Below are 23478 nucleotides of genomic sequence, written 5' to 3'. Positions count from 1 at the left end.
TCACGATGCTTGCCAGCGGCGGCGGCCGGCAGCGGGAAGGCGTGGTTCCCTAGCCGCCACTGCCGCGCTTGAGGATCAGCGCACGGTAATGCCCGGGGTTGCAGCCGAACCACTTGCGAAACGCCTTGTAGAACGAACTGCTGTCGGCAAAACCCAGGCGTTCGGCGATTTCGCTCATGGCTGCGTCTTCCTGGCTCAGCCAGGCAATCGCCAGCTCACGCCGCACACTGTCCTTCAACCCCTGGTAATTCTGCCCCTCTTCAGCCAGCCGCCGGCGCAGGGTAGAGGGCGACAGGCACAACTGCCGTGCCAGGCTGTCGCCATCGGGCCACTGCCCCGGGTCCAGGCTCAGCAAGTCGGTGCGAATGCGCCGCCCCAGGCTGGCCGGGTCACGGTACTTGACCAGGATATTGCCCGGTGCCTCGGCCAGAAAGCGCTGCAGTTCCTCCTCACTGCGCCGCAGCGGCAGCTCGAGGCATTCAGCAGAGATGATCATGCGCGTGCGCGGGCGCTCGAACTGCAGGTTTTCCGAAAACATCACCCGGTAGTCATCGCAGAACGGCGGTTCGGCACAGCGCAGATCGATGGCCAGGATCGGGATACGTCGCCCGGCCAGCCAGCAGGTCACACCGTGCACGATCATCCAGAAGGTGAAATAGGTGAAAGCGCGGCGCGGGGTGTCACGCGGTTCATTGATGACGATTTCGGCCAGGCCCTGCTGGCGCACCAGGCTTGGCTGCAGGTCTTCAAGCATCAGTGACAGGAACGCCAGCGCGGTTTCCAGGCCAGCGCCCAGGGTCGGCTGGCCCATGCTGGCACGACACATGAACGCCAGGCTGCCGCTGCGCAGACCGCGCGGGTCCATGGCGAAGAACTCATCGTTGCAGCGCCGCGCCAGCAGGCGCCAGAGCCGGGCATAGGACTCGGCACTGACTCGTGCCGCTGGCAGGTGCAGCTGTTCGACGGCGATACCCGCCCGGGCCAGCAAGCCGATATCGGGCTCGCCAGCGGGGCAGGTCTGCAACAGCGCTTCGCGCACCAGCTGCATGGAAATGGTGTCTTTCTCGCTCATCGACGGTCCTGTCGGCTCAATGCCGGCCATCTTAGGCCGCCCCGTTGAAAACAGCCATCACAGCCCTGCCGCCAGGCCGAGGAACGCCTGGATCAGGCGCAGCTCACGGCGGCGCTCCAGGCAGCCGATCAGGTGCTGGTTGACCAGGCCGTCACCGGCCAGCGGCCGTGCCACTACCCGCGGGTCATTGGCCACTTCGGTGGACGACACCACGCCAATGCCCAGCTCCGAGGCCACCGCTTCGGTCACCGCCTCGCGGCTATCCAGCTCCAGCAGCACCCGAGGTTGCACGGCGGCCTTGCTGCAGGCCTTGTCGAAGGTGCGCCGGGTGGTGGAGCTGGGCTCGCGCAACACCATGATCTGCTGGTGCAGCTCGGCCAGCGGCAAATCACCTTCGCCGCTGGCCCAGGCATGCCCCGCCGGCAGCAAGGCGCACAACCGCGACTCGCACAGGTTCTGCAGATGCAGGCCTTTGCGCGGCTCGATCTCGGTCAGCACGGCCACGTCGGCATGCTCGCTGAGCAATGCCGCCAAAGTTTCCTGGGCATTGCCCAAGCGCAGGTTGACGGTAATGCCCGGGTAGCGCTCGCGCAGCAGCGCCAGCATCGGCATGACCCGGTGCGGGCCATCGGCCGCCACCTCCAGGCGCCCGGTCAGCAATTGGCGATTAGCCTCGAGCATGGCCTGCGCCTCTTCGGCCAGCCCGAACATGGCGCGGGTGATGGCTGCCAGGCGGGTGCCCTCTTCGGTCAACTCAACCCGCCGCGCGGTACGCCGCAGCAAGGTGATCTGGTAGTGCTCCTCCAGCGCCTTCACGTGCCCGGTCACTGCCGGCTGGCTGATGAACAGGCGTGCGGCGGCACGGGTGAAGCTGCCCTCACGGGCCACGGCATCGAAGGCACGCAACTGGAACAGGTTCATATTTATCGGCCTTACTTATAGCTCGGATAACAACAAACAATTTGATTGATGACAGCGCCAATTGCAACCTAGGCCCCGTAGTTTCAGCCCACCGCTTGTGAGGAATAACGGAATGAGCAACGCCCCGATTCTGCTGACCCCCGGTCCCCTGACCACATCAATCCGCACCCGCCAAGCCATGCTGGTGGACTGGGGCTCCTGGGACCGCGACTTCAACCAACTGACTGCCAGTGTCTGCGAGCAACTGCTGGCCATCATCGACGGCAGCGCCAGCCACCACTGCGTGCCCCTGCAAGGCAGCGGCACCTTCGCCGTGGAAGCGGCCATCGGCACCCTGGTGCCGCGTGACGGCAAGGTCCTGGTGCTGATCAATGGCGCCTATGGCCAGCGCCTGGCGAAGATCTGCAAAGTGCTGGGCCGTGCCTACAGCACCTTCGAAACCGCCGAAGACCAGCCGACCACCGCCGCCGACGTCGACCGCCTGCTGGCCGCCGACCCGGCCATCACCCATGTCGCGCTGATCCACTGCGAAACCAGCACCGGTATCCTCAACCCGCTGCCCGAGATCGCCCAAGTGGTCAAAGGCCACGGCAAGCGCCTGATCATCGACGCCATGAGCTCGTTCGGCGCACTGCCGATCGATGCCCGCGCCATCCCCTTCGAGGCGCTGATCGCCGCCTCCGGCAAATGCCTGGAAGGGGTACCTGGCATGGGCTTCGTGTTTGCCGAGAAAACCGCCCTGGCCGCTGCCGAAGGCAACGCCCACTCGCTGGCCATGGACCTGCACGACCAGCACACCTACATGGCCAAGACCGGCCAATGGCGCTTCACCCCGCCGACCCACGTGGTCGCTGCCCTGCACGAAGCGCTGCAGCAATACAACGAGGAGGGAGGCCTGCCGGCACGCCACCGGCGCTATGCCGACAACTGCAAGACCCTGCTCGACGGCATGGCCGCCATCGGCCTGCGCAGCTTCCTGCCCGCCGAGATCCAGGCGCCGATCATCGTCACCTTCCACGCACCGAACGATCCCCGCTACCAGTTCAAGGACTTCTACGAGCGGGTCAAGGCCAAGGGCTTCATCCTCTACCCGGGCAAGCTGACCCAGGTGGAAACCTTCCGTGTCGGCTGCATCGGCGTTGTCGGAGCGGATGGCATGCAGGCCGCCGTGAATGCCGTGGCCGAGGTGCTGCGGGAAATGGAAGTGCTGGACATCTGACCCTTTGCCCACCCAATTTCAGGAACAAGCGCACATGAACTACAGCAACCCTACCCAGCTGCAAGCCGCCATCCTCGACTGGGCCGGCACCGTGGTCGACTTCGGCTCCTTCGCCCCGACCCAGATCTTTGTCGAAGCCTTTGCCGAATTCGATGTGCAGGTGTCCATCGAAGAAGCCCGTGGCCCGATGGGCATGGGCAAGTGGGACCACATCCGCACCCTGTGCGATGTGCCGGAAATTGCCGAGCGCTACCGCAAGGTGTTCGGCCGTACCCCGACCGACGATGATGTCACCGCCATCTACAACCGCTTCATGCCGCTGCAGATCGAGAAGATCGCCGTGCACTCGGCGCTGATCCCCGGCGCCCTGGACACTCTCACCGGGCTGCGCCAGGACGGCCTGAAGATCGGCTCTTGTTCGGGCTACCCGAAGGTGGTGATGGACAAGGTGGTGGAGCTGGCTGCGCAGAACGGCTACGTGGCCGACCATGTGGTGGCCACCGACGAAACCCCGAACGGCCGCCCATGGCCGGCCCAGGCCCTGGCCAACGTGATCGCGCTGGGTATCGACGACGTGGCGGCGTGCGTGAAGGTCGACGATACCGTGCCGGGCATTCTCGAAGGCCGCCGTGCCGGCATGTGGACCGTGGCCCTGGTGTGCTCGGGCAATGCCCTGGGGCTGACCTGGGAAGGCTACCGCGCGCTGAGCGCCGAGAAGCTGGAAAGCGAGCGCCAGCGCATCCACGCCCTGTTCGCTGGCTCCCGCCCGCACTACCTGATCGACACCATCAACGAACTGCCCGAAGTGATCGCCGACATCAACCGGCGCCTGGCCAAGGGTGAGATGCCGCAAACATCCTGACCCGGCCATGGGGGCCGCGTTGCGGCCCATCGCCGGCAAGCCAGCTCCCACAGGTCCAGCGACAATCTTGAGAACAACGCTGTACCTGTGGGAGCTGGCTTGCCGGCGATGGGCTGCAAAGCAGCCCCAGCAAGGCCCGCCCCTACTCCGGCAACTGCACCCGGGGTTTGGTTGCCGCGAAGATCGCCCAGCTCGACACGAACAGCGCCGCGATCAACGGCCCGATCACGAAGCCGTTGAGCCCGAACACCGCCAGCCCGCCCAGCGTCGACACCAAAATCAGGTAGTCCGGCATGCGCGTGTCCTTGCCCACCAGGATCGGCCGCAACAAGTTGTCCACCAGACCGATCACCAGCACACCGAACGCGGTCAGTATCACCCCCGACAAAATCGCACCGGTCAGCAGGAAATACGCCGCCACCGGTGCCCACACGATCCCCGCCCCCACCGCCGGCAACAGCGACAGAAACGCCATCAGCACCGCCCATACCAGCGCACTCGGGATATCCAGCACCCAGAAAATGAAACCGCCCAGCGCCCCCTGGGTAATGGCCACCAGCACGTTGCCTTTTACCGTCGCCCGCACCACACGGTTGAACTTCAGTTGCAAACGGCGCTTCTGGTGTTCGGGCAACGGCACTGCCAGACGCACCTGGCGGGCGACCTCCGCGCCTTCGCGCAGGAAGAAGAACAACAGGTACATCATGATGCCGAAGCTGATCACGAACTCGAACGTGCCCTGCCCAAAGTTGAACGCCTGGCTGGCCAGCACCTGGCTGCCCTGGGTGGCCCATTTGGTGATCTTGTCACGTAGCCCGTCGAGGTTGCCCATGCCCATGCTGTCCAGGCCCTGCTGGGCAAACGCCGGAAGCATGTCCTTGCCGCGCTCGACATAGCCGGCAATATCCAGCTCCCCATGCTCGATGCGCTGGTACAGGGCGGCTCCCTCCTGCACCAGCAGCGCGCTGGTGATGATCACCGGCAGGATCGCCACCAGCAGGCACACCAGCAAGGTGGCCGCCGCAGCCAGGTTGCGCCTTCGGCCGAAACGCAGCAGCAGGTGGCGCTGCAGCGGGGCGAACAGGATGCCGAGTATCACCGCCCAGAAGATCGCACCGTAGTACGGCAGCAGGATCCAGATGAAGGCAATGGTCACCAGCGCCAGCAGTACTGCCAGGGCTTTGTTCTGCAGGGCGGTCTGGTTCATCGCGGGTCCTCGCATGGCTTATGCGTTATTAGTGCACCGCGCCTTGGCAAAAGTGCCGCCATTTCCTTGATGCAAATCAATACGCGCCGTATCTGCCAGCCCTAGCATCCGCGCCTTTTGCTCCGGTGCGCACATGACCCCTATCGCCAAGCCCGAACTGCTGGCCCCCGCCGGCACCCTCAAGACCATGCGCTACGCCTTCGCCTATGGCGCCGACGCGGTCTACGCCGGCCAGCCACGCTACAGCTTGCGGGTGCGCAACAACGAGTTCGACCATGCCAACCTGGCCCTGGGCATCCAGGAGGCGCATGCCTTGGGCAAACGCTTCTACGTGGTGGTCAACATTGCCCCGCACAATGCCAAGCTCAAGACCTTCCTCAAGGACCTGGCGCCGGTGATCGAGATGGCACCGGACGCGCTGATCATGTCCGACCCAGGCCTGATCATGCTGGTACGCCAGCACTTTCCGCAAATGCCGGTGCACCTGTCGGTGCAGGCCAACACGGTCAACTGGGCCAGCGTGCAATTCTGGCAGCAACTGGGCCTGAGCCGGGTAATCCTGTCGCGCGAACTGTCGCTCGAAGAGATCGAGGAAATCCGCCAGCAGGTGCCGGGCATGGAGCTGGAGGTGTTTGTCCACGGTGCCCTGTGCATGGCCTACTCCGGCCGTTGCCTGCTGTCGGGCTACCTCAACAAGCGCGATGCCAACCAGGGCACCTGCACCAACGCCTGCCGCTGGAAGTACGACGCCACACCTGCCACCGAGAACGCCACCGGCGACATCGTGCGCGAAGTGCAGCCGACCCTGGGCCTGGGTGCACCGACCGAGCAGGTATTCCTGCTGCAGGAAAGCAACCGCCCCGGCACCGAAATGCCGGCGTTCGAAGACGAGCACGGCACCTACATCATGAATGCCAAGGACCTGCGCGCCATCCAGCACGTCGGGCGCCTGGCCGCCATGGGCGTGCACTCGCTGAAGATCGAAGGCCGTACCAAATCGCACTTCTACTGCGCCCGCGCCGTGCAGTCGTACCGCCAGGCGATCGACGACGCGGTGGCCGGGCGACCATTCGACCGCTCGCTGATGGACAACCTCGAATCCTTGGCCCAACGCGGTTACACCGAAGGCTTCTTGCGCCGCCATGTGCACGACGAATACCAGAACTACCAGCGCGGTAACTCGGTGTCCGAGCGCCAGCAGTTCGTTGGCGAGCTGACCGGGGCACGCGTCGACGGCCTGGCCGAGGTCAAGGTGAAGAATCGCTTCGCCGTGGGCGACCACCTGGAACTGATGACCCCGCGCGGCAACTACCACTTCGATCTCGAGCACATGAGCAACGGCCAGCAGCAACCGCTTCAGGTCGCCCCAGGCGATGGCCACACCATCTACCTTCCTGTTCCCGAGCAGGTGCCGTTGGCATATGGCCTGCTGATGCGTGACCTGCCAGCTTGAGCAAGGTGGCTAGAGCTCGATCCTGGTAACGGCACCAAGCCGTCGGTCGCCCAACTCTTTACGAATCTGCTGACGGAAACCGGCAAAACGTTCCACGTCAAAACGATAAACAGTGCCGGTGTTCCACACGACGATGTCACGCTGGGTCTCGCTCCAGAATCCGAAGTCGCGCATCTCCACGGTGCCATTGAAGCGAAACGAGTAGACCGCCAGATGGATCTGGCCCTCCTCGTCCTTCTGGCAGGGTGTGATCAGAAAGGATGAGGCGACGTCGTTCTGCCAACCCGACTGCAGGAACTTGCTGGCGTGTGCACTGATTCGCAGTTCCTGCATGGATGCGCGCGCCAGTTGGGCCAACAGCGTCGGTGTGCTGCCTGTGCCGATGGGCTCGAGCCTGATATCGAAATCGTCATGGTCCCTGATGACCTGGGGCGGTAACTCCAGGGCGGCCGTCCTTACGCAGCCATGTTTCTCCAGGCGATTGCGGAAGCGGTCGAACCAGCTTTTCCATAGTTCGTCCCGGTCGAGAAAGCGGCTTGCGAACTCATCGGCATGGTCCAGCAACGTTTGCACGTCCAGGCGTTCCTCTTCGGACAGGTTTGGTCCGATGCCGATCAGATTGGTCTTGGAGTACAACAGGCAGTCCAGTGGTAGGGTCATGATCAAGCAGGCTCTCAGATAGGTGTGCCGCACGTTAGCCAGCGTGATGACAGGCCGGCATCCGGAACCAGTACCTGGCAGGTAGACTGGCTGCCTGGCAACGCTGGTGAAGGGCAACAGGCCGCGCTGCGCCTGAAGGCCGCTTGCGCTATGCTGCTGGCCAACCGCTGGATACCGGACCGCCCCTGGGGCCGCAACGACACCGGGCGCGAGCAAGCCACAGGCCTGGTCGCCGGTATCCGCCCACGTTTTTGAAGGAGTGTTTCATGATGCTGCGTAAACACCTGCTGCCCCTGGGCCTGCTGGCCATCACCGGCCTGGCCCAGGCTGCCGAGACCATCGACGTCTACCGCGACCCCAACTGTGGCTGCTGCAAGGCCTGGATCAGCCACCTGCGCGACAACGGCTTCACCGTCAACGACCATGTCGAGCCGAACATGAGCGAGGTGAAGCAACGCCTGGGCGTGGCGCCACGCCTGGCGTCGTGCCATACCGGGGTGATCGACGGCAAGTTCGTCGAAGGCCATGTTCCGGCCGAGCAGGTGCGCCTGCTGGCCAAGCGCAACGACCTCAAGGGCCTGGCCGTGCCGGGCATGCCCATGGGCTCGCCCGGCATGGAAATGGGTGACCACAAGGATGCCTACCAGGTCATCGGCGTGACCCAGGACGGCAAGGACACCGTGGTCGCCAACTACTGATGCTCAGCCTGTGGGCGCTGTTCCTCAGCGCCTTCGGCGCCGCCACCCTGCTACCGCTGCAATCGGAGGCCGTGCTGGTCGGCCTTTTGCTGCGCCAGCCCGAGGCCTGGGCCACCCTGCTGCTGGTGGCGACCCTGGGCAATGTGCTGGGCTCGGTGGTCAACTGGGTGCTGGGGCGGGCCATCGAGCACCTGCGTGACAAGCACTGGTTCCCGTTCAACCCTGCTCAACTGGAGCGTGCGCAACAGCGCTACCAGCGCTGGGGGCAATGGTCGCTGCTGCTCAGCTGGATGCCTGTGATCGGCGACCCGCTTACACTGATCGCCGGCATCATGCGTGAGCCGTTCTGGCGCTTCCTGCTGCTGGTGACCCTGGCCAAGGCCGGCCGCTATGGGGTGCTGGCGATGATTACCCTGGGCTGGTTTCACGCCTGGTAACACCTTTCACGTTCCGCGTGGTCCACTGACTGCTACAGTCGCCCCTTCCTACATGGCCCTACACGGAGTGCTTCCATGCTGCGCGCAACCGCCCTGGCCCTGGCCTGCCTCGCCAGCAGTTCGGCCATCGCCGCCGAATCGCCCACCTACGGTCCTCAGTTGGAAGGCTTCAGCTACCCGCATCCGCTCAAGCATTTCGACTTCAAGTCCCAGGGTCAGGTCCTGCAGATGGGCTACATGGACGTGCCCGCCCAGGGCCAGGCCAACGGTCACAGCGTGGTGCTGATGCATGGCAAGAACTTCTGCGCCGCCACTTGGGAAACCACCATCGACGCCCTGAGCAAGGCTGGCTACCGGGTCATCGCCCCCGACCAGGTCGGCTTCTGCAGCTCCAGCAAGCCAGCCTACTACCAGTACAGCTTCCAGCAACTGGCGAGCAATACCCATGCCTTGCTCGAACAGCTGGGCGTGAAGCAAAGCACCGTGCTCGGCCACTCCACCGGCGGCATGCTCGCCACCCGCTATGCGCTGATGTACCCGCAGCAGGTGGAGCGCCTGGCGATGGTCAACCCCATCGGGCTGGAAGACTGGAAAGCCCTGGGCGTGCCCTACCGCACGGTGGACCAGTGGTATGCGCGCGAGCTCAAGCTGGATGCCGAAGGCGTGCGCGAGTATGAGCGCAAGACCTACTACGCCGGGCGCTGGAAGCCGGAGTACGAGCGCTGGGTGCAGATGCTGGTGGGCCTGAACAAGGGGCCGGGGCATGAAGCAGTGGCGTGGAACTCGGCGCTGATCTACGACATGATCTTCACCCAGCCGGTGTACCACGAGTTCAAGGACCTGCAGATGCCCACCCTGCTACTGATCGGTGACCAGGACACCACGGCCATCGGCAGTGATATCGCGCCGCCGGAGGTGAAAGCGAAGCTGGGCAAGTATGCAGTGCTGGGGCCGCAGGTGGCCAAGCTGATCCCCAAGGGTGAGCTGATTACCTTTGAAGGCATGGGGCATGCGCCGCAGATCGAGGAGCCGGTGCGGTTCAACCGTACGCTGGTCGAGTGGTTAGGGCGCTAGATCTAATTTGGGGGCCGCTTTGCGGCCCATCGCCGGCAAGCCAGCTCCCACCTTGACCGCATCAACCTCAAGCTTTGTTCAACACCTGTAGAAGCTGCCCAGCTCTTGAGCGTAGCGCGGTCGAGGTGGGAGCTGGCTTGCCGGCGATGGGCTGCGCAGCAGCCCCTTTGGCCCGTCACATCTTCCAGACCTGCTCCTCGGTCCAGCCCAGCTCGGCAAAATCCGCCGCCCGCAACACCGCCTCCTCCTCGCAGAAAAACTCATCCAGCTGCGGCGGCCTCACTGCCGTATCACTGAGCATCGCATGCACCTGCCCACGATGATGTATCTGGTGCTCGAACAGGTGCGCCAACAACCGCAGCCGTTGCTCGCGCTGTACCCGCTCGGGGCGCACGATGCTCACATAGCGCGCCAGCTCACCATCGCGCAGGCCCCGGCAATAGGCGATCAGCCGGTGATCGGCCTGGGCCTGTTCGGCGTGCAGGTCGGTGCAGGTGGCAAACGGCTGTTCGGGGTCGAAGAAGCGCTCGCCGTCGGCGTCGGGCTGCTCGCCACGCTGCTCGCACTCGAGCATGTGCAGGTAGAACCAGTCCACCGTCAGCAGGTGGTTGAGGGTGGCCTTGATCGACGGGAAAAAACTGCAGCGGGGGGCGACGAATTCGTCCTGGGTCAGTTGCAGGCAGGCCTTGTACAGACGGTGGTTGGCCCAGCCATTGTTGTAGGCCTGGGTCAGCAGATGATGCGACAGCGGCTCCATGGTTCGGCTCCTTTTCAGGCGAAGCGTTGCAGTTGCATCTCCCGTAGCCGGCTCAGGGTCCGTTGGTACGGGAACGCCAGATACCCTTGAGTGTAGAGGGCATCCAGCGGCACCTGTGCCTCCAGGTACAACGCCACCCGGCGGTCGTAGCATTCGTCGACCAGGGCTATGAAGCGGCGCACCGCGTCGTCCTTGGGCGACAGCGCCGGCAGCTCGCGGTCGCCCGCTGCCACCCGCGCCGCAGCATCCTCGGTGCCCCGGGCAATACGCCCGGCCCGCTGTTCACCCCCCAGCGCCGGAATGCCCGACACCAGGATGGCCGGGAACCGGTCGCACAGGGCCATGAACTCCATGGCCGCCAGCGGCTGTTCGCACAGGTCGGTGAAACGGCACCAGATGGCCTGCGCGCTGCGCCGCACCACCTGCACCTGCCGGGAGCCGATCGCCAAGGGCTGATCGTGGCCTTCGTCGCCGGGGCTGAGCTGGCGGAACACCTCGCCCAGCTGGCTGGCCTGCCCCGCTTGCGCCACCCAGTAACGCTGGCGCTCGGTGCCGGGGTGCAGGCGGTGGTCCTGCTCGCCGGCTACCGGCAGCACCTGCATGTGCCGCTGGATGGCGGCGATGGCCGGCAGGAACCGCTCGCGGTTGAAGCCGTCGCGGTACAGCTGCTCGGGTGGCTGGTTAGAGGTGGCGACAATCACCACGCCTTGGTCGAACAGTACCTGGAACAGGCGGCCGAGGATGATCGCGTCACCGATGTCGTTGACGAACAGCTCGTCGAAGCACAGCACGCGAATCTGCCCGGCCAGTTCCCCGGCCAGCGCCAGCAGCGGGTCGGCGGTGCCGTTTAGCTGGAACAGGCGCTGGTGGACCCAGGCCATGAAGTGATGGAAGTGCTGGCGCCGGCTGGGTACCCGCAGGCAGCGGTGGAACTGGTCCATCAGCCAGGTCTTGCCCCGGCCGACCGGGCCCCAGAGGTAGATACCCTGGGTGGGGCGGCCCTGTTCGACGGCCTGGAAACAGGCCTGCAAGGCTTCGACGGCGCGGGCCTGGGCGGGGTCGGCGACATAGCCCTGGGTGGTCAGGGCCTGCTGGTAGAGGGAATGGGGATCGATAGCCATGCGGCATTATCTGCACCGGCCTCATCGCCGGCAAGCCAGCTCCCACAGGGATAGCGCATGGCTTGGGGCCAATGCGGTCGAGGTGGGAGCTGGCTTGCCGGCGATGAGGCCGGTGCAAATGACTTTGGCTCAGCTATCTCCCAATCCAACTTTCAGCAGCGCGCCGTCCTTGTCATCGGTCAGCACATACAGGTAGCCATCCGGCCCCACCCGCACATCGCGGATACGCGCCTTCAGCTCACCCAGCAAACGCTCTTCATGCACCACCTTGTCGCCATCCAGTTGCAGGCGGATCAGCTCCTGGGTGGCCAGCGCGCCAATGAACAGATTGTGGTCCCAGGCCTTGAACCTAGGGCTGTCGTAGAACGCCATGCCGCTGATACCCGGCGACTTCTCCCATACATGGTGCGGGTCGACCATACCCTGTACATGCTTGCCCTTGGCCTCGGGGATCGGCAGCAGCGAGTAGTTGATGCCGTGGGTCGCAATCGGCCAGCCATAGTTCTTGCCGGGTTCGGGAATGTTGATCTCGTCGCCGCCGCGCGGGCCATGCTCGTGGGTCCACAGCTTGCCGGTCCAGGGGTTGAGTGCGGCGCCTTGCTGATTGCGGTGGCCGAACGACCAGATCTCCGGCCGCACATTGTCCTTGCCGACGAAGGGGTTGTCCCTGGGCACTTCGCCGTCCGGCAAGATACGCACGATCTTGCCTTGCAGCTTGTCCAGGTCCTGGGCAGTCGGGCGCTGGTTGTTTTCACCGAGGGCGATGAACAGGTAGCCGTCGCGGTCGAACACCAGACGCGAGCCAAAGTGGTTGCCCTCCGACAGTTTGGGCTGCTGGCGGAAGATGACGTTGAAGTTTTCCAGCCGGGCGCGGTCCTGGGACAACTGGCCACGGCCGACCGCCGTACCGGCCTTGCCGTCACTGCCCTCTTCGGCGTAGGACAGGTAGACGGTGCGGTCCTTGGCGAACTCCGGCGACAGCACCACATCCAGCAAGCCGCCCTGGCCCTCGGCCCAGACCTTGGGCACACCGCTGATCGGCGGGCCGACCTTGCCTTCGGCATTGACCACCCGCAAGTTGCCGGCACGCTCGGTGACCAGCATGTCCTTGCCGCCCGGCAGGAACGCCAGGGCCCAGGGATTGCGCAGGCCGTCGGCCAGGGTGCTGACGGTCAAGGTGCCTTCTTCACTGCGAAACTGCTGTTCGGCCGCCGCCTGCGCCAAAAGGGGCAGGACTGCGGCGGCGGTCAGGGTTACAAGCCAGGGTGCTCGAAGCATGCAGGATTCCTTTCGTAGGGCGCTCATGGCGCGCGCGGGTTGTCGCGGGGTGGTCGGCTGGGCTCCAGGTTCGGGGTTTGTTGCTGGCGGCGCAGGTTGTCGCCATTGCCGATGCCGCGGTTGTCCAGGGTGGGCGTGCGCTGGTACGGGTCGGTGGACGGGCCGCGCACGGGAGGCGTGGCCGGCATGCTGCCCTGTCGGCTGTTGGGGTTGGCGCGCTGGATCGGGCTGTTGTAGGGGTTGTTGCCGGCGGCGAGTTGCAAGGGCGGCTCGGGGGCCGCTTGCGCGGGCAGGCACAGCACCAGGCCGAGGGCCAGGATGGGCAAGGTCGGGGTCATGCTTCACCTCCTGTACGAAAATGCCGCGCCTGGTGGGTTTGATAGCCTAAGGCGCGAAGGGTTCGCGGCAAAAGTGTGAATGCGGGTGGAGATGATTCCTGATGTTTCAGTATGGGCCTTGGGGGCTGCTGCGCAGCCCTTTCGCGACACAAGGCCGCTCCCACACCGCCCCTACGGACGCCGAATTACTGGCCCTTGTCCACCTTGTGCCGCGCCGCATACAGGCACAGCATTTCCATCGCCAGGGTCGCCCCGGCCAGCGCGGTGATGTCGGCATGGTCATAGGCTGGCGCCACCTCCACCAGGTCCATGCCCACCAGGTTGATGCCGCGCAGCCCGCCAAGGATCTCCAGCGCCTGCACCGTGCTCAGCCCACCGCACACCGGCGTGCCGGTACCGGGCGCATACGCCGGGTCGAGGCAGTCGATATCGAAAGTAAGGTAAACCGGCCGCTCGCCCACCCGCTGGCGAATCGCCGCGATCACCGCCCCGGTGCCCTGCCGGTGCACCTGGCGGGCGTCGAGGATGGCAAAGCCCTGGCTGTCGTCATTGGTGGTGCGCAGGCCGATCTGCACCGAGCTGGCCGGGTCCACCAGGCCTTCGCGGGCGGCATGCCAGAACATGGTGCCGTGGTCGATGCGCTTGCCTTCCTCGTCCGGCCAGGTGTCGCTGTGCGCATCGAAGTGGATCAGCGCCAGCGGGCCATGGCGACGGGCATGGGCCTTGAGCAGCGGGTAGCTGATGAAGTGGTCGCCACCCAGGGTGAGCATGGCGCAGCCTGCTTCCAGAATATGCGTGGCATGGGCCTCGATGCTGTCCGGTACCGACTGCGGGGTGCCGCTGTCGAAGGCGCAATCGCCATAGTCGATCACCGCCAGGTGGTCGAACGGGTCGAACGCCCATGGCCAGTGCCGGGCCCAGGCCTGCTGCACCGAGGCGGCGCGGATCGCCCGCGGGCCGAAGCGCGCACCGGGGCGGTTGCTGGTGGCAGTATCGAACGGCACACCACTGACCACCACATCGACACCACGCAGGTCGCGGCTGTAGCGGCGGCGAGAGAAACTGGTAATACCGGCGTAGGTACTTTCCGCAGCGGTGCCATACAGGCTGTCGCGGGTCATGGCCTGGTCGTTGTTTACGGCTTGCTCCACGGTCGAGCTCCTTTGTCGTTATCGGTTACTGGCGGCTGCGGAACGCGGTCCACAGGCGGTTGCGCTGGCGCAGGTCGGCCAGGGCCATGCTGCGGTCGGCATACAGGCGCTGGCGCACCGCGGCCGACGGGTAGATGTCCGGGTCGTTGCGCACTGCTTCGTCCACCAGCGGCGTGGCCGCCTGGTTGGCGTTGGCGAAGAACAGCGTGTTGGTCAGCGCGGCGACCGACTCGGGCTTGAGCATGAAGGCGATGAACGCCCGCGCGGCCTCGGGGTGCGGGGCGTCCTTGGGAATGACCAGGTTGTCCTGCCACACCAGCGTGCCTTCGCGGGGGATGCGGTAGATCAGCTCGAACGGTTTGCCTGCGCGACGCGCCTGGTCGGCGGCCATCGCCGCATCGCCGTTGTAGGTCAGCGCCAGGCACACGCTACCGTTGGCCAGGTCGCTGATCTGCCGGCCATTGGCGACGTAGCTGATCGACGGCTGCAGCTGGCTCAGCAGGTTCTGCGCGGCGGCCAGGTCGTCCTTGTCCTGGCTGTAAGGGTCCTTGCCCAGGTAGTTCAGGGCCACGCCGATCACCTCCTGGGGCGAGTCGGGCATGGCGATGCCGCAGTCCTTCAGCCGGCTGGCGTACTCGGGCTTGAACAGCAGGTCGAGGCTGTCCAGCGGTACATCACCCAGGCGCTGGCGCACCGCTTCCACATTCACCCCCAGGCCCAGGGTGCCCCAGGTGTAGGGCACGGCATGGCGGTTGCCGGGGTCGGCCTCTGCGAGCTTGGCCAGCAGGTCCTTGTCGAGGTTGGCATAGCCGGGCATGGCCTGGGGATCGAACGGCTGCAGGGCATTTGCCTTGAGCGCCCGGGCCAGTACGGTTGACGACGGCACCACCACGTCGTAGCCGCTACCACCGGTCAGCAGCTTGGTTTCCAGCACTTCGGTGGTGTCGAAGGTGTCATAGCGCACCTTGTAGCCGGTTTCCCGCTCGAAGCGCTGGAGGGTTTGCGGGGCGACATAGTCGGCCCAGCTGTAGAGGTTGACGACCTTTTCTTCGGCCTGCAGCGGCAAGGCCAGGACCAGGGACAGCAGGCACAACGATCGACGCATGGCGAACACCTCGGCAAATGGGTGGATGCCGCGAGCATGCCAGCCGGGTTACATTGCAGGAATGGCAAGTTTGCAAAGCTGACATTCATCAGGAGCAATGTAATGCTCGGACAAGTGCACGACCCCGACCTGCATCTACTGCGGCTGTTCGTCACTGTAGTCGAGGCCGGTGGCTTCAGCGCCGCGCAAGGCGTGCTGGGCCTGAGCCAGCCCACCATCAGCCAGCGCATGGCGCAGCTGGAAGCGCGGCTGGGCTACCGCCTGTGCAGCCGCGGCAAAGGTGGCTTTCACCTGACGGAAAAGGGCGCGTTGTTGCTGGACGCCGCCCGTGGGCTATTGCTGAACATCGAACAGTTTCGCCAGCAGGCCAATGGCGTTGCCGGGCGGCTGCTGGGGACCGTGCGCATAGGCATGGCGGAGAACCAGGACAAGGCGGTGAGCCTGAAGCTGGCGGCGGCCATTGCGGCGTTTCGCAGGCGCGAGGAGGCGGTGCAGCTGGAACTGATCAGTGCGCCACCGGCAGAGCTGGAGCGCTTGTTGCTGGAGCAGCGGCTGGATTACGCCATCAGCTACTTTTCCGGCAACCAGGCAGCCTTCGACTACCAGCCGCTGTTCCAGGAGCGGCAACGGCTGTATTGCGGCAAGGGCCATGTGCTGTTCGGTGAGGCTGGTGTTGGCCGGGAGCGGTTGCTGGCGATGGACCAGGTGCGCCATCCGTACCGGTTTCTCAAGGGCGGTGAGCCGTTCCAGAGCCAGCGCAGCATGGCGGTGGCGGAGCAGATCGAGAGCGTGCTGACGTTCATTCTGTCGGGGCGGCATATTGGCTATCTGCCGTGCCATTGCGCGCAGGGGTGGGAGACTCAGGGGATGTTGTGGGCGCTGGACCCTGGGCTGGACTTTGTGGTGCCGTTTACCCTGGCCAGGCACCGGGCGCAGGCGGTTGGCGAGGCACAGCAGGCGTTTGCGCAGGATTTGCTGGCGGCGTTTGCCTGACCTGGCCTCTTCGCGGGCTTGCCCGCTCCCACAGGGGCCTCACAATGCCTGAGGGCGGCGCCGTGCCTGTGGGAGCGGGTTTACCCGCGAAGAGGCCGGGACAGACAACACCCATCAGTAAGCCATGCTCCAGGTCAGGGTGTAGGTACGTCCGCGCCCCTGGTAGTCATACAGGTACGCCGGCCCGTAGGTCGGCGAGTAGAACAGCGTCGCACGCTGCCCCCAGACCGTGCTGTATTGCTTGTCCAGCAGGTTCTGGATGCCGGCGCTGAAGGTGCCGAAGCCGGTATCCTGGCTGCCCAGCAGGTCGAAGGTGGTGTAGCCGTCGATCTCGTGGTCGGCATCGTCCTTCAGGCTGAAGGCATGGTTGGCCTGTAGCCGCGCACTGCGGCCATCGCCCTTCCAGCCGACGAACGCGGTAGCCTTGGACAACGAGGCATAGCGGGCATCGCGCTTGATCCAGCCGCCATCGACATCCTCCTCCTCGGAGCGGGTCAGGTGCAGGGTGCCACCGGCTTCCCAGCCTGTCTGGAAGTGTCGGGTCAGAGCGCCCTCAAAACCGAAGTCACGGCTTTTCTGGTCTTCCACATTGATGGTCAGCGTCTGCGAATCGACGTTGATGATCTTGTCCGACCAGATGTAGTACAGCGCCGCCTGGGCATCCCAGTCCAGGTCGGCATAGCGCCAGCCCAGCTCCACCTGGCGGCTCTTGATGCCGGCCAGCGGGTTGTCGGCCACGCTCAACCCGGGCTTGCCGTAGTACTTGGCCGGGTCGGGCAGGTCGAAGCCTTCGCCGTAGTTGGTCCATACCTGGTGGCCATTCTTGAAGTCGTAGATGGCACCGACGTTGAACAGGTTGACCTGGTAATCGTTGCTGCCACCCGGCACACCCTTGAAGTCGCTGACGTCCACATCCATCTGCTGGCGCCGGGCGCCGCCGGACAAGGTCAGGTTCTCGGTGGCATGCCAGTCCAGCTGCGCATACACCGACACGCCATCGACCCGGTAGCTGGGGTAGCGTGCGGCCTTGCTTTCCTTTTCCAGCTCCAGGCCACCCGACTCGGACGACGTCTGGGCGTTGAAGGTGGTCTGCTCGGCGTTGAAGCGCTCGCGGTCCAGGTCCACGCCGTAGGTCAGCTTCAGCGCGTCCCACTGCTTGGCGAACAGGCCCTTGAGGCTGGTGACTTCGAAGTTTTGCTGCGAGGCGGCGAAGTACACCCCGCGCGAGCCGGTGGGCGTGGCGCGGTTGTAGTACGGGAACGGGTAGAAGTTGTCGTCTTCCTTGCGGTACGAGGCCTGCAGGTAGAAGTCCTGCCCCAGCACGTCGGTGTGGTGGTAGTTGGCGTTCAGCAGCAGGCGCCGGGTGCGCGGCTCCAGGTCCGACGAGTAGCCACTGCGCAGCTCGGCGTCTTCCAGGTCGGATGGGGCGTTGTAGTTCAGGTTAGGGAAGTAGATGCCGGTGCTGCCGTGGTTGCCCGAGTCATAGTACTGGGCCAGCAGGTCGAGGCTCTGCTGGTCGTTCAGTTGCATCCCCAAGGTGCCGAGCACGTCGATGGTGCGGTTGTATTGCAGGTCGGTCTGGGTGTTGTCGATGAAGATCTGGTCGCCGGCGCCGTCGTAAAAGGCTTCGTTCTGCTCTCCGGAAACCCCCAGGCGGGCGTTGAACCGTTCGTTGCCGCCACTGATCGACTGGGCGAAGCGGGTGGCCAGGTCGTCGCTGTTGTTGAAGCCGCTGCTGGCACCGAGCTGGGTCTCGAAACGCGCCGGGCCGGGTTCGCCCTTCTTGGTCACGATGTTGATGATGCCGCCGGTGGCGCCACCACCGTAGATGGCACTGGCGCCAGACAGCACTTCGACGCGCTCGACGTTGAACGGCGAAATGCTGTCGAACTGGCGTGACAGGCCGCGCGAGCTGTTCTGGCTGACCCCGTCGATCATCACCAGCACATTGCGCCCGCGCATGTTCTGGCCGTAGTTGGTACGGCCTTCCGGCGCCAGGTCGAGGCCTGGCACCAGCTTGCCGATGGCTTCCTTCAGGCTGACGCCGCTGTCGATCTGCTCGCGCAACTGCTGCTGGTCGACCACCCACACGGTGCCGGGGATTTCACTGATCGCGGTGCTGGTGCGCGAGGCCACGCTGACCTCGATCGGCTTGAGATTGACCGTCTGCGGCGCAGCGTCGGCCTTGCGCAGGGTCACCGTGCGGGCATCGCTGAAGTGCCAATCCATACCACTTCCGGCCAGCAACTGCTGCAGCGCCTGCTCGATGCTGTAGCTGCCCTGCAAGGCCGGGCTGGCCTGGCCGGCGACGTCGCCGGTGGTGTACAGCAGGTGCAGGCCGGCCTGGTCGGCGAACGTCGTCAGGGCGTGGTCCAGCGGCTGGGCCGGCAGGTCGAGCTGGACCTGGCGGGCCTGAGTCTGGGCCTGTTCGGTGGCGGTCGAGGCAAACGCCTGCAGCGGGCCGACCAGCATGGCCAGGGCACTGCAGGACATCAGGGCATGGTGAAGCGGACCGCGGCGGCGGTGCAAGGGCTTGAGCATCAGAGGCACGAATGAGCTTCCTGACAAGTCGTAAATGAGAATTGGTTGCTGATCAGTCCCACTACGACGATCTGGCTTGCAGGAACTTGCAGTGCCAAATGGAAAATATTTTTATTTCTGTGCCGGCCTCTTCGCAGCACAAGGCTGCTCCTACAGGGATCGCAGTTCGCTGTAGGAGCAGCCTTGTGCTGCGAAGAGGCCGGCACAGGCGAATCAATGAACCACGGCCAACCACGGCAGGTAGGTCACCTTCAGCCCATAACGCTGCTCAAGGGTCCGCAACAGGGCCTCCGGCTCATCGAGGTCGAACACCCCGCTGACCTGCATCGCCGCCAGCTTGCTATCGGACAACACGATCCGCCCATGCCGATAACGCTCAAGCTCCGCCAGCACCTGCCCCAGCGGCTTGCCGTTGAAGATCAGCTTGCCGCGCTGCCAGGCCATCTGCGTGCCGGCATCGGCCGCTACTGCCAGTTCATGTTCGCCAACCTTGGCTTCGCCATGGGCCAATACCACGCGGCCATCGCGACGCACGCTGAAGGTGGCCGCACTCCCCTGCACCCGCTCACCGGCCGCATCGACCACAAAGGGCCGTGAATCATCGGTGGTCTCGAACAAGGCCTCACCAGATTCCAGCACCACCCGCCGCTCACGGTCGCTGAACACCACGCTCACGGCTGTGGCACTGTTCAGCGTCACCCGCGTGCCATCTGCCAAAGTAATCACCTGTCGCTCACCTACCCCGGTGTGGTAATCCGCCAGCAGCATTGGCGCCTTCTGCCAACCCGCCACACCAACGGCCAACACCAGTGCAGCAGCCACCCCCGCCTGTTTGAGCCAGTTGCGGCAATGGCGCAGGGCCTGGCCGATGTATTTCGCCACCATGCTTTCGGAAACCCCCAGGCGCTGCGCGATCTGTGCCTGGGTCAGGCCGTCCACGCGGTTGAGCAACAGCGCCTGGCGGGCATTGTCGGACAGCTGCAGCAGCGCCTGGTCGAGGATCTGCAAGCGCTCCCGGGCCAGCAAGGCCGCTTCCGGGGCCGGCGCCGGGCAGGCGACCTCACCTGCCCGCTCGCTGTCGTCGTGGCTGGCGGCAATGCGCTGCTCGCGGCGCAAGGCATCGATCGCCAGGTTGCCGGCCACGCGGAAGATGAAACTGCGCGCGTGCAGCACCGGCACCGCCTGCTGGTCGATGTTCACCAGCTTAAGGTAGGTTTCCTGCGCGACATCGGCAGCGCGCTGACGGTCGCTCATGCGCCGTGTCAGGAACTGAAGCAGGTCGTCGTAGTGCTCCTGGAAGCTTGCCAGCAGGCCCGGCGCGGGAGAAGTCAGCATGGGTTCGGGAACGGCCAGTAGGAGAAGTTATCGGGCGTTAATGAGAAACAGTATCTTTCATCTGGGCGGAGACTTTCAACGCCGACGCGTATTTGCCACACTGCCCATTCGCCCACTCTGGCAAGGTCGCACCCTATGGCTGCCCGTCTGCACCGCTACGCCCGCCTGTTCCTGGTCCTGCTGCTGGCCTGCGGCCTGGGGGCCTGTGCGCTGTTCCAGGCACGCGACCCGGTCAATATCAGCGTGATCGGTATCGAGCCGCTGCCCGGGCAGGAGCTGGAACTGCGCATGGCGGTGAAGATGCGGGTACAGAACCCCAACGAGGCGCCGATCGACTACAACGGCATCGCCCTGAACCTGGAAGTGAACGGCCAGCCGCTGGCTGCCGGGGTCAGCGACCAGCAGGGGCACATCGGCCGTTATGGCGAAGCGGTGATAGTGGTACCGGTGAGCATCACGGCGTTTTCCTTCCTGCGCCAGGCCTATGGGCTGGGCCGGGTGGACTCGTTGCAGGGCCTGCCCTATGTGCTGCGCGGCAAGCTGGCCGGCGGGCTGCTGGGGACCGTGCGCTTTACCGACGAGGGCAAGCTGGACCTGCCCAAGGGCGCCTACTGGTAGGCGCCTGGCGGGGTATGATCAGCGGCTGGCGCTGGCTGCGGCCATCAGCTTGTTGACTTCGCTGCGCACCATGTTGGCGTATTCGGGCGGCGACATGCCATCCAGCTCGGCGCGCACCCACTCGGCCCATTTGCCTTTGCGCCGTGGTTTCTCGGCGATCAACCGTGCCGCTTCGCCCTTGGCCTTGCCCAGGTTGTTCTGCCACAGCTCGAACAGCCGGGCCTTCTCTGCCTCGATCTGCGCCCGTTCCTCGAAGCTCATGTTGGCCAGATTGAAACTCATGAAGGTACCTGCAGGTTTGAAAATGGCCGCTATCTTACACCCAGGTACTGCAACAGCCCAAAGCCGCCGCAACTTTCCCGACGCGCCGGCATCCATTGTTCAAGCCACACCATCGACGAGGACGAGTTCATGGCCAGGAAAAACGCCCCGCTGACCGACAGCGATCAGATCAAGGACCAGGTATTCAGCGAACTGCAGGCGCTGATTGAAGAGTCGGAAAAACTGCTGAACGACAGCGCCGCCCTGGTGGGTGACGAGGCGGAAACCCTGCGCGCGCAGGTAAGCCTCAAGCTACGCCAGGCGCGCAATGCCGCCGACAAGGTACGCAGCAAGGCGCAACCGGTGATGGACGCTACCCAGGACTATATCGGTGGCCACCCGTGGCAGACCGTGGCCATTTCCGCTGGCCTCGGGCTGGTAGTCGGCCTGCTGCTGGGCCGCCGTCACTGACGCCTGGGCCGCCTGGTGCGAATCAGGCGGCCTGCGCCATCGGTATACCGCTGTGGAAGCGCAGCTCCTGGTCCGGTGACTGGATCAGCTCCACCTCTGCTGCGCGCACCAGTTCCACCCGGCGGGCAATGTCTGCCTCTTCGCCATAGTTGTGCGCCAGTTTCAGATAACCCTGGTAATGGCGCGCTTCGCTCTTCAGCAGGCCGTGGTAGAAGCGGCCCAGTTCCTCGTCCAGATGCGGTACCAGCGCGGCAAAGCGCTCGCAGCTGCGCGCCTCGATGAACGCCCCCACCACCAGCGTATCCACCAGCTTGACCGGCTCGTGGGCGCGCACCAGCCGCCGCAGCCCCGACGCATATCGCCCCGCCGACACAGGGCGCAGCGGCACGCCACGACGCTTCATCAGGCGCAGCACCTGCTCGTGGTGCACCAGCTCCTCGCGGGCCAGGCGCGACATCATGTTGATCAGGTCGAGGTGGGTGTTGTACTTGGCGATCAGGCTCAGGGCGGTGCTGGCAGCCTTGAATTCGCAGTTCTTGTGGTCGATCAGCAGGGTTTCCTGGTCGGCGAGCGCCGCTTCGATCCAGGCGTCTGGTGTCGGGCAACCAAGAAAGGCGTCGATTTCGGGGATCAGGGACATGAGCGTGCAACCACAAAGAACTGGCAGGGCCGGCGATTATACCGGCGGCGGCGGGCGGCGCCAGTGACTATGCTTGATGTACATCAAGCGCCAGCGGGGGAAGCGCCGACTATAGTCAGGCATTGGTCGCCACCTTTGAAGGGAGTTAACGCCCATGCAAGCCGTCCGCAGCATCCTCGTCGTCCTCGACCCCGAGCACGCCCACAGCCGGGCACTGACCCGGGCCAAGCTGATCGCCGGCGTCACCGGCGCCCGCCTGCACCTGCTGATGTGCGACAAAAGGCATGACCACAGCGCGCTGCTGAGCCTGCTGAGCAGCCAGCTGCATGATGACGGGTACGACAGCGTCACCCATGAGGAGGCCTGGCGCGACAACCTGCACGACACCATCATCTACGTGCAGCAGGCCGAGGGCTGCGAGCTGGTGATCAAGGAACACCGCCCGGACAACCCGCTGAAAAAGGCCCTGCTCACCCCCAGCGACTGGAAGCTGCTGCGCCAATGCCCGTGTGCCGTGCTGATGGTCAAGAGCGAGCGGCCGTGGACCGGCGGCAAGATCCTGGCCGCGGTGGACGTGGGCAACCAGGACGAGGACCACCGCCGCCTGCACGCCAGCATCATCGACCATGGCTATGCCATTGCCGGGCTGGCCAAAGGCGAGCTTCACGTCATCAGCGCCCATCCCTCGCCGATGCTGTCAGCGTCGGACCCGGTGTACCAGCTGAGCGATACCATCGAAAAGCGCTACCGCGAGGCGTGCAAGGCGTTCCAGGCAGAGTACGACATCAGCGAAGACCGCTTGCATGTGGCCGAAGGGCCGGCGGATGTGCTGATTCCGCATACCGAGAAGAAGCTCGATGCCGTGGTAACGGTGATCGGCACGGTGTGCCGCACGGGGATTTCCGGGGCGTTGATTGGTAATACCGCGGAGGTGGTGCTGGATTCGCTGGAGGGGGATGTGCTGGTGCTCAAGAGCGAGGAGGCAATTGCCCATCTGGCGGAACTGGCCCGCGGCTGAGGTTAATCTGTCAGGGCCCCATCGCCGGCAAGCCAGCTCCCACATCGACAGTACCTGTGGGAGATTGCCCAGCCCTTTTGATCTGCGCTGTAGGGCAGAAAACAAATATCGCTCGTTTGAAGCGTCCTTTGTAGGAGCAGCCTTGTGCTGCGAAGAGGCCGGTACTGACAAAGCCTGTCTATGGCTTGTACCGGCCTCTTCGCAGCACAAGGCTGCTCCTACAGAGCCTCGCTGAACCAATGAGTCAT

25 protein-coding genes are annotated in these 23478 nt (G+C 64.8%); 11 read left to right on the top strand and 14 right to left on the bottom strand.

Features of this window, described 5'->3' with window-relative positions:
* Positions 1 to 49: 49 nt before the first annotated feature.
* Positions 50 to 1072, bottom strand: coding sequence for an AraC family transcriptional regulator (locus tag CAG18_RS15550; RefSeq protein WP_085721154.1), 1023 nt, complete (start codon positions 1070 to 1072; stop codon positions 50 to 52).
* Positions 1073 to 1129: 57 nt separating this feature from the next.
* Positions 1130 to 1993: a LysR substrate-binding domain-containing protein gene (locus tag CAG18_RS15545; protein ID WP_015269648.1), complete on the bottom strand. Its 864-nt coding sequence runs from the start codon at positions 1991 to 1993 to the stop codon at positions 1130 to 1132.
* 112 nt (positions 1994 to 2105) lie between these two features.
* On the opposite strand from CAG18_RS15545, the gene CAG18_RS15540 reads away from it, so the two are divergent.
* Positions 2106 to 3212: a 2-aminoethylphosphonate--pyruvate transaminase gene (locus tag CAG18_RS15540; protein WP_015269647.1), complete on the top strand. Its 1107-nt coding sequence runs from the start codon at positions 2106 to 2108 to the stop codon at positions 3210 to 3212.
* A 34-nt stretch (positions 3213 to 3246) separates the two neighbouring features.
* Positions 3247 to 4074 carry a phosphonoacetaldehyde hydrolase gene (gene phnX, locus CAG18_RS15535; RefSeq protein WP_015269646.1) on the top strand — a complete coding sequence of 276 codons (828 nt, stop codon included), beginning with the start codon at positions 3247 to 3249 and terminating at the stop codon, positions 4072 to 4074.
* A gap of 142 nt (positions 4075 to 4216) precedes the next feature.
* Here the strand turns inward: phnX and CAG18_RS15530 are convergent, their stop codons facing one another.
* On the bottom strand, positions 4217 to 5281 hold the full coding sequence (locus CAG18_RS15530; protein WP_085721153.1) for an AI-2E family transporter: 1065 nt from the start codon (positions 5279 to 5281) through the stop codon (positions 4217 to 4219).
* 133 nt (positions 5282 to 5414) lie between these two features.
* Between CAG18_RS15530 and yegQ the strand changes: the two genes are divergently transcribed.
* Complete coding sequence (gene yegQ / locus CAG18_RS15525; RefSeq protein ID WP_039614166.1) at positions 5415 to 6734, top strand: tRNA 5-hydroxyuridine modification protein YegQ; 1320 nt, start codon at positions 5415 to 5417, stop codon at positions 6732 to 6734.
* Positions 6735 to 6743: 9 nt separating this feature from the next.
* Here the strand turns inward: yegQ and CAG18_RS15520 are convergent, their stop codons facing one another.
* Positions 6744 to 7394 carry a hypothetical protein gene (locus CAG18_RS15520; protein ID WP_054573661.1) on the bottom strand — a complete coding sequence of 217 codons (651 nt, stop codon included), beginning with the start codon at positions 7392 to 7394 and terminating at the stop codon, positions 6744 to 6746.
* Positions 7395 to 7418: 24 nt separating this feature from the next.
* Between CAG18_RS15520 and CAG18_RS15515 the strand changes: the two genes are divergently transcribed.
* The 4 genes from CAG18_RS15515 to CAG18_RS15500 all read left to right on the top strand — a co-directional run bounded on the left by CAG18_RS15515 (position 7419) and on the right by CAG18_RS15500 (position 9603).
* Complete coding sequence (locus CAG18_RS15515; RefSeq protein WP_054573658.1) at positions 7419 to 7649, top strand: hypothetical protein; 231 nt, start codon at positions 7419 to 7421, stop codon at positions 7647 to 7649.
* Between the two features lie 14 nt (positions 7650 to 7663).
* Positions 7664 to 8092 carry a DUF411 domain-containing protein gene (locus CAG18_RS15510; RefSeq protein ID WP_015269641.1) on the top strand — a complete coding sequence of 143 codons (429 nt, stop codon included), beginning with the start codon at positions 7664 to 7666 and terminating at the stop codon, positions 8090 to 8092.
* Positions 8092 to 8529, top strand: a complete 438-nt coding sequence (locus tag CAG18_RS15505; protein WP_054573657.1) for a YqaA family protein — start codon at positions 8092 to 8094, stop codon at positions 8527 to 8529. The genes CAG18_RS15510 and CAG18_RS15505 overlap by 1 nt, the downstream gene beginning before the upstream one ends.
* 75 nt (positions 8530 to 8604) lie before the next feature.
* Positions 8605 to 9603: an alpha/beta fold hydrolase gene (locus tag CAG18_RS15500; RefSeq protein ID WP_085721152.1), complete on the top strand. Its 999-nt coding sequence runs from the start codon at positions 8605 to 8607 to the stop codon at positions 9601 to 9603.
* Positions 9604 to 9778: 175 nt separating this feature from the next.
* Here the strand turns inward: CAG18_RS15500 and CAG18_RS15495 are convergent, their stop codons facing one another.
* From CAG18_RS15495 to CAG18_RS15470, 6 genes are all read right to left on the bottom strand, one after another.
* On the bottom strand, positions 9779 to 10360 hold the full coding sequence (locus CAG18_RS15495) for a DinB family protein (RefSeq protein ID WP_015269639.1): 582 nt from the start codon (positions 10358 to 10360) through the stop codon (positions 9779 to 9781).
* 14 nt (positions 10361 to 10374) lie between these two features.
* Positions 10375 to 11481 (bottom strand): cell division protein ZapE, encoded by a 1107-nt coding sequence (gene zapE, locus CAG18_RS15490; RefSeq protein WP_085721151.1) that lies wholly within the window; start codon positions 11479 to 11481, stop codon positions 10375 to 10377.
* Positions 11482 to 11610: 129 nt separating this feature from the next.
* A complete protein-coding gene (locus CAG18_RS15485) occupies positions 11611 to 12759 on the bottom strand; it encodes a PQQ-dependent sugar dehydrogenase (RefSeq protein WP_054573655.1) in 1149 nt (382 codons plus the stop codon).
* Positions 12760 to 12782: 23 nt separating this feature from the next.
* The gene (locus CAG18_RS15480; protein ID WP_061302794.1) at positions 12783 to 13097 is read right to left on the bottom strand and encodes a hypothetical protein; all 315 of its coding nucleotides are present in this window, start codon (positions 13095 to 13097) and stop codon (positions 12783 to 12785) included.
* A 185-nt stretch (positions 13098 to 13282) separates the two neighbouring features.
* A complete protein-coding gene (gene speB, locus CAG18_RS15475; RefSeq protein WP_085721150.1) occupies positions 13283 to 14248 on the bottom strand; it encodes an agmatinase in 966 nt (321 codons plus the stop codon).
* Between the two features lie 25 nt (positions 14249 to 14273).
* On the bottom strand, positions 14274 to 15353 hold the full coding sequence (locus CAG18_RS15470; RefSeq protein WP_015269635.1) for an extracellular solute-binding protein: 1080 nt from the start codon (positions 15351 to 15353) through the stop codon (positions 14274 to 14276).
* 102 nt (positions 15354 to 15455) lie between these two features.
* Here CAG18_RS15470 and CAG18_RS15465 point away from each other — a divergent pair, with 102 nt between their 5' ends.
* Positions 15456 to 16346, top strand: a complete 891-nt coding sequence (locus tag CAG18_RS15465) for a LysR family transcriptional regulator (protein ID WP_085721149.1) — start codon at positions 15456 to 15458, stop codon at positions 16344 to 16346.
* A 114-nt stretch (positions 16347 to 16460) separates the two neighbouring features.
* On the opposite strand, the gene CAG18_RS15460 is transcribed toward CAG18_RS15465, so the two are convergent.
* Together CAG18_RS15460 and CAG18_RS15455 are read right to left on the bottom strand one after the other, a co-directional pair.
* Positions 16461 to 18887 (bottom strand): TonB-dependent receptor, encoded by a 2427-nt coding sequence (locus CAG18_RS15460; protein ID WP_085721148.1) that lies wholly within the window; start codon positions 18885 to 18887, stop codon positions 16461 to 16463.
* Positions 18888 to 19100: 213 nt separating this feature from the next.
* Positions 19101 to 20222, bottom strand: a complete 1122-nt coding sequence (locus CAG18_RS15455) for a sigma-70 family RNA polymerase sigma factor (protein ID WP_085721147.1) — start codon at positions 20220 to 20222, stop codon at positions 19101 to 19103.
* Positions 20223 to 20357: 135 nt separating this feature from the next.
* Between CAG18_RS15455 and CAG18_RS15450 the strand changes: the two genes are divergently transcribed.
* The gene (locus CAG18_RS15450) at positions 20358 to 20840 is read left to right on the top strand and encodes an LEA type 2 family protein (protein WP_015269631.1); all 483 of its coding nucleotides are present in this window, start codon (positions 20358 to 20360) and stop codon (positions 20838 to 20840) included.
* Between the two features lie 18 nt (positions 20841 to 20858).
* Here the strand turns inward: CAG18_RS15450 and CAG18_RS15445 are convergent, their stop codons facing one another.
* The gene (locus CAG18_RS15445; RefSeq protein WP_003256287.1) at positions 20859 to 21122 is read right to left on the bottom strand and encodes a hypothetical protein; all 264 of its coding nucleotides are present in this window, start codon (positions 21120 to 21122) and stop codon (positions 20859 to 20861) included.
* 129 nt (positions 21123 to 21251) lie between these two features.
* Here CAG18_RS15445 and CAG18_RS15440 point away from each other — a divergent pair, with 129 nt between their 5' ends.
* A complete protein-coding gene (locus CAG18_RS15440) occupies positions 21252 to 21572 on the top strand; it encodes a YqjD family protein (RefSeq protein ID WP_003256286.1) in 321 nt (106 codons plus the stop codon).
* A gap of 22 nt (positions 21573 to 21594) precedes the next feature.
* Here the strand turns inward: CAG18_RS15440 and CAG18_RS15435 are convergent, their stop codons facing one another.
* On the bottom strand, positions 21595 to 22212 hold the full coding sequence (locus CAG18_RS15435; protein ID WP_015269630.1) for a tRNA-(ms[2]io[6]A)-hydroxylase: 618 nt from the start codon (positions 22210 to 22212) through the stop codon (positions 21595 to 21597).
* Positions 22213 to 22366: 154 nt separating this feature from the next.
* Here CAG18_RS15435 and CAG18_RS15430 point away from each other — a divergent pair, with 154 nt between their 5' ends.
* The gene (locus CAG18_RS15430) at positions 22367 to 23230 is read left to right on the top strand and encodes a universal stress protein (protein ID WP_085721146.1); all 864 of its coding nucleotides are present in this window, start codon (positions 22367 to 22369) and stop codon (positions 23228 to 23230) included.
* The last annotated feature ends 248 nt before the right edge of the window (positions 23231 to 23478 follow it).

The organism is Pseudomonas sp. B22(2017) (assembly GCF_002113105.1).
Lineage (GTDB): Bacteria > Pseudomonadota > Gammaproteobacteria > Pseudomonadales > Pseudomonadaceae > Aquipseudomonas > Aquipseudomonas asiatica.
Note: the sequence above shows the minus strand (reverse complement) of the source record. Positions and strands in the feature narration are given on the sequence as shown.

Coding starts and splice junctions, on each gene's coding strand:
- CAG18_RS15550 (WP_085721154.1), bottom strand. CDS start 1,072: ATGAGCGAGAAAGACACCATTTCCATGCAGCTGGTGCGCGAAGCGCTG.
- CAG18_RS15545 (WP_015269648.1), bottom strand. CDS start 1,993: ATGAACCTGTTCCAGTTGCGTGCCTTCGATGCCGTGGCCCGTGAGGGC.
- CAG18_RS15540 (WP_015269647.1), top strand. CDS start 2,106: ATGAGCAACGCCCCGATTCTGCTGACCCCCGGTCCCCTGACCACATCA.
- phnX (WP_015269646.1), top strand. CDS start 3,247: ATGAACTACAGCAACCCTACCCAGCTGCAAGCCGCCATCCTCGACTGG.
- CAG18_RS15530 (WP_085721153.1), bottom strand. CDS start 5,281: ATGAACCAGACCGCCCTGCAGAACAAAGCCCTGGCAGTACTGCTGGCG.
- yegQ (WP_039614166.1), top strand. CDS start 5,415: ATGACCCCTATCGCCAAGCCCGAACTGCTGGCCCCCGCCGGCACCCTC.
- CAG18_RS15520 (WP_054573661.1), bottom strand. CDS start 7,394: ATGACCCTACCACTGGACTGCCTGTTGTACTCCAAGACCAATCTGATC.
- CAG18_RS15510 (WP_015269641.1), top strand. CDS start 7,664: ATGCTGCGTAAACACCTGCTGCCCCTGGGCCTGCTGGCCATCACCGGC.
- CAG18_RS15505 (WP_054573657.1), top strand. CDS start 8,092: ATGCTCAGCCTGTGGGCGCTGTTCCTCAGCGCCTTCGGCGCCGCCACC.
- CAG18_RS15500 (WP_085721152.1), top strand. CDS start 8,605: ATGCTGCGCGCAACCGCCCTGGCCCTGGCCTGCCTCGCCAGCAGTTCG.
- CAG18_RS15495 (WP_015269639.1), bottom strand. CDS start 10,360: ATGGAGCCGCTGTCGCATCATCTGCTGACCCAGGCCTACAACAATGGC.
- zapE (WP_085721151.1), bottom strand. CDS start 11,481: ATGGCTATCGATCCCCATTCCCTCTACCAGCAGGCCCTGACCACCCAG.
- CAG18_RS15485 (WP_054573655.1), bottom strand. CDS start 12,759: ATGCTTCGAGCACCCTGGCTTGTAACCCTGACCGCCGCCGCAGTCCTG.
- CAG18_RS15480 (WP_061302794.1), bottom strand. CDS start 13,097: ATGACCCCGACCTTGCCCATCCTGGCCCTCGGCCTGGTGCTGTGCCTG.
- CAG18_RS15470 (WP_015269635.1), bottom strand. CDS start 15,353: ATGCGTCGATCGTTGTGCCTGCTGTCCCTGGTCCTGGCCTTGCCGCTG.
- CAG18_RS15465 (WP_085721149.1), top strand. CDS start 15,456: ATGCTCGGACAAGTGCACGACCCCGACCTGCATCTACTGCGGCTGTTC.
- CAG18_RS15460 (WP_085721148.1), bottom strand. CDS start 18,887: ATGCTCAAGCCCTTGCACCGCCGCCGCGGTCCGCTTCACCATGCCCTG.
- CAG18_RS15455 (WP_085721147.1), bottom strand. CDS start 20,222: ATGCTGACTTCTCCCGCGCCGGGCCTGCTGGCAAGCTTCCAGGAGCAC.
- CAG18_RS15450 (WP_015269631.1), top strand. CDS start 20,358: ATGGCTGCCCGTCTGCACCGCTACGCCCGCCTGTTCCTGGTCCTGCTG.
- CAG18_RS15445 (WP_003256287.1), bottom strand. CDS start 21,122: ATGAGTTTCAATCTGGCCAACATGAGCTTCGAGGAACGGGCGCAGATC.
- CAG18_RS15440 (WP_003256286.1), top strand. CDS start 21,252: ATGGCCAGGAAAAACGCCCCGCTGACCGACAGCGATCAGATCAAGGAC.
- CAG18_RS15435 (WP_015269630.1), bottom strand. CDS start 22,212: ATGTCCCTGATCCCCGAAATCGACGCCTTTCTTGGTTGCCCGACACCA.
- CAG18_RS15430 (WP_085721146.1), top strand. CDS start 22,367: ATGCAAGCCGTCCGCAGCATCCTCGTCGTCCTCGACCCCGAGCACGCC.